Annotated in this window: 10 protein-coding genes; 7 read left to right on the top strand and 3 right to left on the bottom strand. The window is 59.9% G+C overall.

The features are described from left to right. The first annotated feature begins 215 nt into the window (after positions 1-215). Positions 216-2,690, top strand: coding sequence for a UvrD-helicase domain-containing protein (locus tag PPUTUW4_RS12930; protein WP_015095050.1), 2,475 nt, complete (start codon positions 216-218; stop codon positions 2,688-2,690). Between the two features lie 127 nt (positions 2,691-2,817). Here the strand turns inward: PPUTUW4_RS12930 and PPUTUW4_RS12935 are convergent, their stop codons facing one another. After that, on the bottom strand, positions 2,818-3,090 hold the full coding sequence (locus PPUTUW4_RS12935; RefSeq protein WP_015095051.1) for a DUF1652 domain-containing protein: 273 nt from the start codon (positions 3,088-3,090) through the stop codon (positions 2,818-2,820). Positions 3,091-3,353: 263 nt separating this feature from the next. On the opposite strand from PPUTUW4_RS12935, the gene PPUTUW4_RS12940 reads away from it, so the two are divergent. Genes PPUTUW4_RS12940 through PPUTUW4_RS12955 form a run of 4 tightly spaced genes read left to right on the top strand, consistent with a single transcriptional unit; the run spans position 3,354 to position 7,143 of the window. Further along, entirely contained in the window at positions 3,354-4,169 is an 816-nt protein-coding gene (locus PPUTUW4_RS12940) for a helix-turn-helix domain-containing protein (RefSeq protein WP_015095052.1), read from the top strand. Between the two features lie 52 nt (positions 4,170-4,221). Further along, positions 4,222-5,628 (top strand): FAD-dependent oxidoreductase, encoded by a 1,407-nt coding sequence (locus tag PPUTUW4_RS12945; protein ID WP_015095053.1) that lies wholly within the window; start codon positions 4,222-4,224, stop codon positions 5,626-5,628. 43 nt (positions 5,629-5,671) lie between these two features. Next, positions 5,672-6,013 (top strand): cupin domain-containing protein, encoded by a 342-nt coding sequence (locus tag PPUTUW4_RS12950; protein ID WP_015095054.1) that lies wholly within the window; start codon positions 5,672-5,674, stop codon positions 6,011-6,013. Positions 6,014-6,057: 44 nt separating this feature from the next. After that, a complete protein-coding gene (locus PPUTUW4_RS12955) occupies positions 6,058-7,143 on the top strand; it encodes a polyamine ABC transporter substrate-binding protein (RefSeq protein WP_015095055.1) in 1,086 nt (361 codons plus the stop codon). 46 nt (positions 7,144-7,189) lie between these two features. On the opposite strand, the gene PPUTUW4_RS12960 is transcribed toward PPUTUW4_RS12955, so the two are convergent. Both PPUTUW4_RS12960 and PPUTUW4_RS12965 read right to left on the bottom strand, forming a co-directional pair. Beyond that, positions 7,190-7,861, bottom strand: a complete 672-nt coding sequence (locus PPUTUW4_RS12960) for an MliC family protein (RefSeq protein ID WP_015095056.1) — start codon at positions 7,859-7,861, stop codon at positions 7,190-7,192. A 137-nt stretch (positions 7,862-7,998) separates the two neighbouring features. Next, positions 7,999-8,223, bottom strand: a complete 225-nt coding sequence (locus tag PPUTUW4_RS12965; RefSeq protein WP_041475031.1) for a YgdI/YgdR family lipoprotein — start codon at positions 8,221-8,223, stop codon at positions 7,999-8,001. Positions 8,224-8,434: 211 nt separating this feature from the next. On the opposite strand from PPUTUW4_RS12965, the gene PPUTUW4_RS12970 reads away from it, so the two are divergent. Continuing rightward, positions 8,435-10,087, top strand: coding sequence for a VRR-NUC domain-containing protein (locus tag PPUTUW4_RS12970; protein WP_015095058.1), 1,653 nt, complete (start codon positions 8,435-8,437; stop codon positions 10,085-10,087). Beyond that, positions 10,084-12,372 carry an ATP-dependent DNA helicase gene (locus PPUTUW4_RS12975; RefSeq protein ID WP_015095059.1) on the top strand — a complete coding sequence of 763 codons (2,289 nt, stop codon included), beginning with the start codon at positions 10,084-10,086 and terminating at the stop codon, positions 12,370-12,372. The genes PPUTUW4_RS12970 and PPUTUW4_RS12975 overlap by 4 nt, the downstream gene beginning before the upstream one ends. Positions 12,373-12,383 lie beyond the last annotated feature (11 nt).

Here is a 12,383-nt window from a genome sequence, read left to right on the forward strand (position 1 = left end):
TGATGACGGGCATCATCCATCAGGCAACAATCGATAAAAAGCGTAAAAAATGCGGCATTCCCATCGAATGATTTGATATGAAATAGGCTCGGAACTTTCTCATCCAACCTTCACTTCATCGCATAAGCCAATGAGTCATAAGCAATTGACTAGAACTCGACGGCAAATGCAGACACCATAGCGCTCAACAGCCTCACACCCTGGAGTCAGTCCGCGTGCCGCAACACACCCCCGATCTTCCGCCTGAACTTCGCCCCCTGGCCGAGATGCCGCTGATCAAGCGACTGCTCGCCCGATTCTTCGGTTACAGCCTGACCCGCCTGCACGCTCAGCATCGTGCGTCGTGGTTGCATGGCCAGGCCGATGGTTTTCGCAGCGGACACAGCGCCGGGGTCGATTACGGCTACAGGGAAGGCAAGCTCGAGGGGTTGGAGGAGGGTCGGCAGGTCCTGCTGATCCGCGACTCGCGCTCCACTGAACACCGGCCACCGAATGTCGATGACCTGCTGTTCGACGATTGGCGCCTGCCGTTGAGCGCCGAATTGAAGAAGCGCATGAAGGCAGATGTGGCCCGGTTGCTGCCGGCCCATGCCCAGCCCAGCGCCGCACAGTGGAAAATGATCTTCAGCGACACGCCGTCCACCTCGGTGATCGCAGGTGCCGGCGCAGGCAAGTCGACCACGCTGGTGCTGCGCATCTTGCTGTTGAGCCATTACCTGGGCTTCGAGCTCAGTTCGATGACGGTGGTGACCTTCACCCGCGAGTCGCGAAAGGACTTCATCAACAAGCTGATCGAACTGTTTGCGCTCTGGGGCCGCGCTATCAGTTTCAAGGAGGCACGGGACCTGGTGCGCACCTTTCACTCGCGGATCCTGCCGATGGTGCGCAGTCTTGCGGGTTTCGAACGCTTGCAGGCCTTCGAGAACCTCAGCCTGCGGGCTGCACAGGGTGACGAGGAGGTCGACAGCAATCCGTTCGACCTGCGCATCAACGACGCTCAGCGCCAACAGCTCAACGCCTGCTATCACCGTCTGCACAATAACGACGAGCGCTTTCGTGAGCTGATCAAGCCATTGTCCCGGCATGCCTTGCAACTCAAGGAGCTGGAGCGGGATCACCCCGATGTGCAGAAACGCATGGGCGTCACCGAACTGGCGGCCAAGCGTGATGAAGAGTTGTGTGACGTCATTGAAGACCTGTGGTTTCGCGCCGGTGCCTGGCCCATCAAGGGCATCGAACCGAATCGCCAGTCGTTCGATATCAACGGCTCTGCATTCCACTGTCACGGCTACATCCCGACGCTGGACGCCTGGGTGGTGCTGGGGTTCGATCCTCGGGAGAACCCGCAGGTCACGCGGCCCAATGCCAAGCTGACGGTGCGCGCAGAATGGGCAGTAAAGCGCACCCTATTTCAAGCTTTCTGCCGTAAACCATTGATTTGGCTGGATAGTTATGAGTCATCAAGGCGTGTTCTGGCCTCTCTGGCGGGGGATGCCAGCGCCGGGCCGGGCTTCGATTACAAGGTCAAGGGCGAGCTCGCTTCCGCACCCTTGCTCGATTGCTTTGTCGCCGCCGCCGGGTTCATCGAAAACCTCGGGCTGGATGTGCCCAGTGCCGTGGGGCAGATGAGTTTCGCCAAGGACGATCCCGACGGGTTCTTCTTCGAGGCCCTGAGCCTTTACTGGCGGGCGCTGGAAGATCATTTGCTCGATCAGAAACCACCGATCATGACCTACAACCGGATGTTCGCCCTGTTCAGCGAGCATTCGCCGGAAAACCTCAAGCTGCTCAGTGATGAGCTGCTGCGGCCGTTGTCACACCTGATGATCGACGAATTCCAGGACGTCTCGCCGCAAATCGTCTCCTGGATCAGGGCCAGCCTGGCGGAGATCCGCAGTCGTGGGCCGGCCATGCACGTCGGGCGCGGTGCCCAGCGTTCCTCGCTGCTCTGTGTGGGCGATGACTGGCAATCCATCTATGGCTGGCGCGGCAGTTCGCCGAGCTATTTCATGGAGTTCAACAAGGAGTTCCCGTCGCCGAGCACCACCAAGGTCATGCTCAGCGACAACTACCGCAGCCACCAGCACATCATCGATGCCGCCGAGCACATCGTGCGCGCAGCACCGGCGATTGCCGGGAAGAAAGCCAAGGCCAGCGGTGAGCCCAAGGCATTGCTGCCGGTGAACGTCCTTGATCGAGATGACCAGGGCATGGTGCAGCGCCTGATGGAGCATTACCGAAAGGGTGATTCAATCTTGATGCTTTATCGAAAAAGTAGCGATAAGTCATTGATAGAAGAGCATATTAAGCCTGTAGTTAATCTTGATTCGAGCTTGCCGTATGAGGCTCGCAGGCTCAAGCAACTGACGTATCACAGTGCCAAGGGCCTCCAGGCCGATGCGGTGTTTTTACTGGGCGACTGCCAACACTTGACCAGTTCGCCCTACAAGAATCAGGTTTACCGGATGGCGGGCCTGGGCAAGGCCGGTGACAGCGAACCCTACGACAATGCCCAGAAGGACGAGATCCTGCGCCTGGCATACGTGGGTATTACCCGTGCCGTCAGCCATTGCTATTGGTACGTCGATGCGCAAGACACCCAGGCCGCGAATATGCCCAAGGCGTCCGACCGGATCGGCAAGGGCAAGGCGTTCTTTGTCGATCATCGTAAAAGCCAAAGCACCGCCTGAATCGAGACACTGTAGGAGCCGGCTTGCCGGCGATGGACTCAAGAGCGCCGCGTTTAGCCAGTAAATACGCGTTATCGTTAACGACCATCGCGAGCAAGCTCGCTCCTACAGGGGGGGTGAACAGGCTTCAGGCATAGCTCCTGAGGGCCTGGGGTGGAACGAAGGCTTCAAGTTCATCCTCCACCGCTTCGATTATTCGTTCTACATCCGTGGCATTCATGACGGTGGAGCAAGGAATACCGGCAATGGCGATCATGGTCTCGCCAGTGGCACGATCGAAAAGACGGGCAATCATGCTGCCCGGCGCGTCCATGCTCGCCTCGAAACCCATGGGATGGAAATGCCAGCGCATCAGCTGGCAGGCGTTTGGAAACGTAACCTTACTGAACCCTCTATTCATGTGTTGCCCGCCTTCAGTATCGAGCGCTTCCTTTAGCTCATGGTAGGAGGAAAGAACCTTCAATGGCTCAACCAGTGACAGTCTTTAAAAGTAGCATCCGGATGTGAAAAGAATGTGGTTTTTCAGGTCGTTTGGCGATTGCCACCCTTTTTTTGATTCAAGTCACGCTTGCTTGATATTGGCGGCCCGAAGCCCGCATCCGTTTAGTCGTTGAAGACAAAGCGGAAGTTGGGCAAGCTCGGTTTTTTCCGTCGAGATTTTCAATGCACGCCGAGGATGATGGCCCGCTGCAAACCCAGGCCACGGGCGAGACGGTCATGCGCTATCACTTGCGCTGGAAACACCGGGACCTGGACGGCGTCATGGCGCTCTATCACCCTGAAGTCCAGTACAACGACTTTTTCCAGAACCGGGTCATGGGCCTGGCCGAACTGCGCGACTATGTGCGCAGCAGCATGCCCCGGGATCCGGATGAAGCGCTGGAGCACTCCGACCGTATTCGACTGGACGGCAACACCGCCTTCATTCAGTACCGCATCACCCTGCGCGGTGGTGAAGGACTGGTGTCGTTTCGCGCCAGCGAGGCGATCACCGTCAAGGACGGGCTGATCTGGCGGGTCAATGAATACGCTTCGCTGGTGCATGAGCAACCCGTCAGCAAAACCACCCCCGGCCAGCGCCCGGCGGTCAGCCGGCTGGGCCTGTCGCCTCGCCAGTTGAGCTTCATGGCCGATGACCTGCAGCAGTATTTCCAGCGCCAGCAGCCGTATCTTGATCCGGAGCTCGACCTGCAACGGGTGGCCAAGGAGTGCGGGTACAGCCGTAACCAGATTTCCTATCTGTTGAACCAGGTGTTGGGCCAGAGCTTCTACCGCTACGTCAACCAGGCGCGCCTGCAACACTTGCTCGCGGCACTGGATGGCGCCACGCCACCGCTGCGTGTCGATGAACTGGCGTTCGCTGCCGGATTCAATTCGTTGTCGGCGTTCTACAGCTGTTTCCGCCAGCATACCGGCCAGTCACCCAAGGCTTACGTCAAACAAATTTCTTTGCGTGCACGCGCGCAAGACAGCGCCTGAGCCCACGCACTAGGATCGACGCCATCGAAGTTTTTCAGTGGCGGAGTCTTGCATGCCGGCGTGGCGCACTATCAGTTTGTGGATGGATCAGCTCGACGAGCCTTTGTTGGCGCGTCCGGCGCTGGAGCGGGACCTGGATGTGGACGTGGCGATCATCGGCGCGGGCTACACCGGTCTCTGGACCGCGTACTACCTCAAGCAGCACAAACCGCAGCTGAACATCGCCATTGTCGAAGCGCAGACCGCCGGTTTCGGCGCGTCGGGGCGCAATGGCGGCTGGCTGATGGGCAACTTGCTGGGTGAAGATCGTCTGCTGGCCGGTTTGCCGGTCGAAGAGCGCCGCGCTTCCTATGATTTGTTGCATGGCATTCCGGATGAAGTGGAGACTGTCCTCGAACGTGAGGGCATCGACTGCGATTTCCGTAAAGGCGGGGTGCTGTATTGCGCTGCGCGTTATCCGGAGCAGGCGACCAGCCTGCGTCACCACCTGGACGATCTCCATCGCCAGGGCCTCGACGACAACCACTATCGCTGGCTGAACCCGGAACAACTGGCGCAGCAGATCCGCGTCGCCAAACCCTATGGCGGCATCTATGCGCCGCACGTGGCGACCATCCACCCGGCCAGACTGGTACGCGGGCTGGCCCGGATGGTGGAGCGCCTGGGGGTCAGGATCTACGAAAACAGCCCGGTCACCCATTGGCAATCTGGCAGCCTGCGCACGGCGAAAGCGTCGGTGCGCTGTCACTGGGTCGTTCCGGCAGTAGAAGGCTACGCCGTCACCTTGCCGCCCCTGGGGCGTTATCAGATGCCGGTACAGAGCCTGATCGTCGCGACCGAGCCGCTGTCGGCGGCCACCTGGGATGAAATCGGCCTGAGCCGTGGCCAGGCGTTCAGCGAGGCCAGTCGCCAGGTGACCTACGGCCAGCGCACCGCTGACAACCGTTTGATCTTTGGCGCCCGTGGCGGCTATCAGTTCGCCGGCAAGCTGCGCCATGACTTCGAGCTGACCACGGATGAAAAAGACCTGCGGCGCTACCTGTTCGGCGAACTGTTCCCGCAGTTGAAGAACGTGCAGATCACTCATTCCTGGGGCGGCAACCTGGGCATGTCCCGGCACTTCAAGCCGCACATGCTCTGCGACCGGACCAAAGGCATCGCCTTGTCTGGCGGCTACGGCGGGGAGGGCGTTGGCGCCAGCAACCTCGGTGGACGCACGCTGGCCGACCTGATCCTGGGGCGCGACACCGATCTGGTGCGCCAGCCGTGGGTCATCCCGCAGCGGGGCCTCGACGCGCTCAGGGCCTGGGAGCCGGAACCGATCCGCTGGCTTGGCTACAACGCAATCATCCGCAGCTTTGTCCATGAGGACCAGACCCTGGCCAACCCGGCTACCGCGCCCTGGCGGCGCAAGCTGGCCAGCGGGGTGGCCGGTTTCATGGAAGGTTTCATGCACTAAACGGCGCGCTCTTCATCGACAGGCCATATCGACAGGTAATCCCATGAGCATCACGCAATTCAAACACACCGCAACCCTGAAACTGGAGGAATCCAACCCGGTCGCCGTGCCCCTCGGCACGCCCGTGGCCGTGGCTTCGACCACCAGCGTCGAACGCGACGACGGCGTCGAGACCGGCGTCTGGGAATGCACCCCGGGGCGCTGGCGGCGGCAGATCGTCGCCCAGGAATTCTGTCACTTCATCCAGGGCCGCTGCACCTTCACCCCGGACGGCGGCGAACCGCTGCACATAGAAGCGGGCGACGCACTGATGTTGCCGGCCAACAGCCTCGGGATCTGGGATATCCAGGAAACCGTGCGCAAGACCTACGTCCTGATTTTCTGATCCTTGATTGCCTGCCAACAAAAACAACCTACAGGAATCGACTCATGCTCCGAAAGACACTGACCCTGGCTCCGCTGCTGCTTGCTGCATCGATCAGTCAGGCGGCCGAAACCGTCAAAATCTATAACTGGTCGGATTACATCGCGCCGGACACCACGAAAAACTTCCAGAAAGAAACCGGCATCGGCTTCACCTACGACGTCTACGACAGCAACGAGACCCTCGATGGCAAGCTGATGACCGGCAAATCCGGGTATGACGTGGTGTTTCCGTCCAACCACTTCATGGCGCGGCAAATTGAGGGCGGTGCCCTGAAGAAGCTCGACAAGAGCCAGTTGCCGAACTGGAAAAACCTCAACCCGGTACTGCTCAAGGCCTTGCAGACCAACGATCCGGGCAACGAGCACGGCTTCCCGTACCTGTGGGGCAGCACCGGCATCGGCTACAACATTGCCAAGGTCAAGGCGGTGCTGGGCGACAACGCCCCGGTGGATTCCTGGGACTTGATTTTCAAGCCCGAGAACATGCAGAAGTTGCAAAAGTGCGGCGTGGCCATCCTCGATAACGGTCCCGAACTGCTGCCGGCCGCGTTGAACTACCTCGGGCTGGCGCCCCACAGCAAGAACCCGGAGGACTACAAAAAGGCCGAAGCCTTGCTGTTGAAAGTGCGGCCGTATGTGAGCTATTTCCACTCGTCCAAGTACACCAGTGACCTGGCCAATGGCGACATCTGCGTCGCGGTCGGTTTCTCCGGCGACATCCTGCAAGCGGAAAACCGCGCCAGGGAAGCCAACAATGGTATCGATATCGGTTATGCGATTCCCAAGGAAGGCGCCGCCATATGGTTCGACATGGTCGCGATGCCGGTCGACGCTCCGGACGAAAAGGCCGGTTACGCCTTCATGAACTATCTGCTGCGCCCGGACGTCATGGCCAGCGTCAGCAACTACGTGCACTACGCCAATGGCAACGAAAAGGCTGACAGCCTGATCGACCCGGCGATAAAGAACGACACCAAGGTTTACCCAAGCCCGGAAATGATGGGAAAACTGTTTGCACTGGAAGCCATGCCATTGAACATCGACCGGGTTCGCACACGCGTGTGGAACAAGATTCGCACCGGCAGCTGAAGGCCTGGTCAGGCAATCGGGACAGGATGTCCCGCTGCCATCCTTGTCAGCCGACCGGCTCGGCTGCGCAACTCATCTGGCCTGAGTCGGGTATCTGGAAAAAAACCTCATCGCCGATTTGCCAGAAGCTGTAGCTGCCTTTGTAATCCTTGCCCCTGTACTGGGTTCCGGAATTGTTCGGCACCTGGTTCAGCGTCACCGAGGAGTTGGCCCATTTGAGGAACACCACGCCCGGTTCGACCGTAAAGAAGGTCGCGGCAACCAATGCGTTGAACCCTGCGCAACGATAAGCCAAGGGGCCTTCGGAGAGCCTGCTGGGGTCCTTGGTTCTGGCAATGGCCGAACCCTGGCGCAGTTGGAACGCACGCTCGGCATAACTTGCGATGACGCACGCCTTGGCTTGCGGGCCGGCACCACACTGGTTACGGGACTCAATCCAGAACCGCTGGTCTATCTCGACTTTATTCGGGCGCGGTACTGAATGTTCGTCGGTGAGCGCCAGGCGATAAAGACGATAGAGTTCCAGGTCCATGCGCGCCAGCTGAGCGTCGTGACAGATAAGCTTTTCGGTGGATGCCTGTGGCGTGGTGCAATCGAAACTGGTTTTGTACGTCGGCAGGGGTTTTGGCTTTGCCTTTGTCGCAGCGTCACAAAGGCTCGCCGTCACGCACGCGCTGACGGCGAGCACAGAGGCCAGAAGTGGCATGACCATTTTCATTTCGGCGTCACCTGAGTCTATGCGTGATGCCCGTATTGCAACGCCAGTGTCGAAGCGTTGCACAGTCATTCGGTCGCACGGGGTCTATCGAGTGTAAGGCAGTGCTCGAAACCTGCCACATCGTGCCAGGAGAAACGTCAGTCTTCCTCGCGAATCGTCGCCACTTCGTCGGCCCTGACTTTCACCTTCGCCCCCGAAATGTCCTCGAACTCAAAGAATCCGTCCTTGGTATTGGTCTTCGGCATGTCCTTGGTCAGGTACTGAGTGCCGTTCTGCAGGGTCACCACCGTTGGCGTCGAGCAGCCGGCCAGCATCAGCAGGGCCGCGACGGCCAGGGGTAAACCCAAAGTCTTGATGTCCATGATCACCTCCCGTTCGTTGTGAAGCAGTGCCATCCATTCGCGCCTGTCACTGCATGTCTATGGCGGTTGGTGCCGCCAGGGGGCAGAAAGTTCTACTGCCCGGGAAATATTCCGTACAGCGCCTCCATTTATCCTTTTCCGATTGCACCGGGCAGGGTGGAACTGGTATCTGTACGCATAACCAGTACTCGCTCGCCATGGCCCATTTCCTGTGACCGCAAATCCCCTCGACGATCCGTTCTACTACTTGAACAACTTCCTGCAAGTGCTTGATTGGCTTGAGCAGCGCTTTGCCGATGTACTGAGCGTCGACGAGTTGCGTTTCATTAATGAGTTTAAGCGGTTGCCCCGTGAATCGCAGGCACTGCTGGTCAGAATGGTCATGCGCAAGGGCATTCATTTCAGGGCCGGCAAACTGCATTACGAGGAAATCGGCGATATCCTCAGCGCCGCCGGCCCGCTGTTGAAACTCGGTTGGGTCGATGAGCGCATGCCGCTGGCGGTCGAGGAACTGTTCGAATTGCTGCTCAAGGGTGAAATCCTCCAGACCTTTGGCTCCGTCATCGATCAACCCAAAGGCCGGAAAACCGATTGGCTGCCAGCACTGAGCGAACAATTTCCCCAGGCGCAAAGCTTCAACGACTGGTGCCCATGGCTGGATGAGCGCCTGCTCAGCCTGACCATCATGGAGTTGTGCGATCGCCTGCGCCTGATGTTCTTCGGCAACCTGTATCAGGACTGGTCGGAGTTCGTGCTGGCCGACCTGGGTATCTACACCTACGAAAAAGTCGAATTCAGCGCCGGATCCCGCGGCTTGCGCAGCCGCGAAGACGTGGATGCCTGTGTCCTCCTGCACGCGTACCAGCAACAATTCGAAGCCGGTGAAACACTGGAAGAGGTGGCCGGGCGCATCAAGGGCCTGGCGCTGGACAATCCCTGGTTGCAACGCCGGCGCGGCAAGCTGTTGTTCCAGATGGGCCAGTATTGCGAACGCATCGCGGATTTCGCCATGGCCCTGGATCTCTACCGTGAATGCGCTTATCCGGGTGCGCGTGCGCGACTCATTCGCGTGCTGGAGCGCAGCGGGGAGTTGGAGTTGGCGCTGGATCTGGCCGAGCAGGCCGAACAGGCACCGGAGAGTGCCGCCGAACACCAGCACTTGCTCCGCGTGCTGCCGCGCCTGCGACGCAAGCTCGGCGGGCCGCCCATCAAGCGGGCGGCACCTCGGGAAATGCAGCGTCTGGACCTGCAACTACCAAGAGTCGATCCGGCAGTTTCGGTCGAGTTTTACGTTCAGGCGCATCTGGCTGAGGATTCGGCACCGATCCACTACGTCGAAAACAGCCTGATCAACTCGCTGTTCGGCCTGTTGTGCTGGCCGGCGATCTTCGCGCCTTTGCCGGGGGCATTCTTCCACCCGTTCCAGCGCGGGCCAGTGGATTTGCTCAGCGAAGACTTCCAGGCCCGCCGGGCCGAACTGTTCCAGGCCTGCCTGGCCGAACTCGAAGACGGGCGCTACCGGCAGACCATTCGCGACCGTTATGCCGCCAAGTGGGGCGTGCAGTCGCCGTTCGTGTTTTGGAGCGTGCTCAGCGAGGAGTTGCTGGAGCAAGCCCTCGATTGCCTCCCCGCCGAGCATCTCAAGCACTGGTTCAATCGCCTCTTGCTGGACATCAAGGCCAATCGCGCCGGCATGCCGGACCTGATCCAGTTCTGGCCGCAGCAAAAGACCTACCGCATGATCGAAGTCAAGGGCCCGGGCGATCGCCTGCAGGACAACCAGTTGCGCTGGCTGGAGTTCTGCCATGAACACCAGATGCCCATCGCCGTGTGCTACGTGCAATGGGCGGAGCAGGACGCTTGAGCTACAGCATTGCGGTGCGGGCTCTGTGCGAGTTCACCGCCAAGGCCGGCGACCTCGACCTGCGCTTCACGCCGTCACCCACCGCGCTGGAGGGCATTGTCGGGCACCGCACGGTGGCCTCGCGGCGCAGCGAGGGTTACCAAAGCGAAGTCGCCCTTGAGGGCCAGTTTCAGACCCTGACGGTCAAGGGCAGGGCGGATGGCTATGATCCGGGGCAAAACTGCCTGGAAGAGGTCAAGACCTACCGCGGTGACTTGAGCAAACAACCGGCCAACCACCGTCAGTTGCATTGGGCCCAGGCGAAAATCTACGGCTGGTTGATGTGCCGCCAACTGGATCTGCCGCGGATCAACCTGGCGCTGGTGTATTTCGACATCGTCAGTGAAAAGGAAACCTGCCTGGTCGAGCCCCACGAGGCCGCGCAGTTGCAACAATTCTTCGACCAGCATTGCGCGCGCTTCCTGCAATGGGCGCAACAGGAAGTCGTCCACCGTGACGGGCGCAATCTCGCGGCGCAGCGCCTGGCCTTTCCCCACGCCGATTTTCGGCCGGGGCAGCGCCATCTGGCCGAGTCGGTGTTCAAGGCCGTCAGCACAGGGCGCTGCCTGATGGCGCAGGCGCCCACGGGAATCGGCAAGACCCTGGGCACCCTGTTTCCCATGCTCAAGGCACTGGCACCGCAGCAGCTGGACAAAGTGTTCTTCCTGACAGCGAAAACCCCAGGACGCAAGCTGGCCCTGGACGCCGCGCAAGTGCTGCTGGCCAGCGCCGATGCGCCACCGTTGCGGGTGCTGGAAATGATTGCCCGGGACAAGGCCTGCGAACATCCGGACAAAGCCTGCCACGGCGAGTCCTGCCCACTGGCCCGGGGTTTCTACGATCGCCTGCCGGCTGCGCGGCAGGCGGCCAGTCAACTGAGCCTGCTGGACCAGGGCGCCCTGCGCGAGGTTGCCCTGGCACACGATGTCTGTCCCTATTACCTGAGCCAGGAAATGGCGCGATGGGCCGACGTGGTGGTTGCCGACTACAACTATTACTTCGATTTCAGCGCCTTGTTGTTCGGTCTGGCCCAGGCCAATCACTGGAAGGTCGCGGTGCTGGTCGACGAAGCCCACAACCTGGTGGAGCGCGGCCGGCAGATGTACAGCGCCAGCCTCGATCAGGCGACCTTCAACGCTGTGCGCAAAACCGCACCCGAGGTGCTGAAAAAGCCGATGCAGCGAATCAACCGCGAGTGGAATGCCCTGCATGAAGCGCAAACCGGCGCCTATCAAGCCTATGACAAGGCGCCGGAAAAGCTGCTTCAGGCACTGTCATCGTGCAGCGCCAGCATCGGTGACTACCTGAACGATCATCCACAAGGGCTGGACAGCGCACTGCAAGGCTTCTACTTCGACATGCTGCAGTTTTGCCGGGTGGCCGAACTGTTCGATGAGCAGTTCCTGTTCGACATCAGCAAGCGCGACCTCGAACGCAAGCGCAATCTCTCGCTGCTGTGCCTGCGCAACGTGGTACCCGCAGGGTTCATCCGCCCGCGCCTGACTGCCGCGCGCAGCACCGTGCTGTTTTCCGCGACCCTCAGCCCAAGGCACTATTACGCCGATTTACTGGGGACGCCGGCGGACACGGTGTGCATCGACGTCGAGTCGCCGTTTCATGCCGATCAACTGCAAGTGCACATCGTCAACCAGATCTCCACGCGGTTCGTGCACCGCCAGTCCTCTCTCGAACCGATCGTGGACCTGATCGCCAGGCAGTTCTGCAAGCGCCCCGGTAATTACCTGGCGTTTTTCAGCAGTTTCGATTACTTGCAACAGGTGGCGCAGTTACTGGCCGAGAAACATCCGCACATCAGCCTGTGGTCGCAGTCCCGAGGCATGGGTGAGTCGCAACGCCAGCAGTTTCTCGACCAATTCCACGCCGACGGCCAGGGGGTCGGCTTTGCGGTATTGGGAGGGGCCTTTGGTGAAGGCATCGATTTGCCCGGTGCCAGGTTGATCGGCGCATTTATCGCCACCTTGGGGCTGGCCCAACTCAATCCGGTAAACGAGCAACTGAAACGGCGCATGGCCGCTATCTTTGGCGCCGGTTACGACTACACCTATCTGTTTCCCGGTGTACAGAAAGTGGTGCAGGCCGCCGGACGGGTCATCCGTACGCAACAGGATCAAGGAGTAGTGATGTTGATCGATGACCGTTTTGGCGAGAGCAAGGTCAAACAATTGTTGCCGCGTTGGTGGGCTGTCCAAATTCCCGGTATGACGCATACTCCAGAAAAACAATGAGGCGGTGGGAT

Origin of the sequence: Pseudomonas sp. UW4 (genome assembly GCF_000316175.1) — a bacterium.
GTDB classification, from domain to species: domain Bacteria; phylum Pseudomonadota; class Gammaproteobacteria; order Pseudomonadales; family Pseudomonadaceae; genus Aquipseudomonas; species Aquipseudomonas laurylsulfatiphila.

Coding starts and splice junctions, on each gene's coding strand:
- PPUTUW4_RS12935 (WP_015095051.1), bottom strand. CDS start 3,090: ATGAATAGAGGGTTCAGTAAGGTTACGTTTCCAAACGCCTGCCAGCTG.
- PPUTUW4_RS12940 (WP_015095052.1), top strand. CDS start 3,354: ATGCACGCCGAGGATGATGGCCCGCTGCAAACCCAGGCCACGGGCGAG.
- PPUTUW4_RS12945 (WP_015095053.1), top strand. CDS start 4,222: ATGCCGGCGTGGCGCACTATCAGTTTGTGGATGGATCAGCTCGACGAG.
- PPUTUW4_RS12950 (WP_015095054.1), top strand. CDS start 5,672: ATGAGCATCACGCAATTCAAACACACCGCAACCCTGAAACTGGAGGAA.
- PPUTUW4_RS12955 (WP_015095055.1), top strand. CDS start 6,058: ATGCTCCGAAAGACACTGACCCTGGCTCCGCTGCTGCTTGCTGCATCG.
- PPUTUW4_RS12960 (WP_015095056.1), bottom strand. CDS start 7,861: ATGAAAATGGTCATGCCACTTCTGGCCTCTGTGCTCGCCGTCAGCGCG.
- PPUTUW4_RS12965 (WP_041475031.1), bottom strand. CDS start 8,223: ATGGACATCAAGACTTTGGGTTTACCCCTGGCCGTCGCGGCCCTGCTG.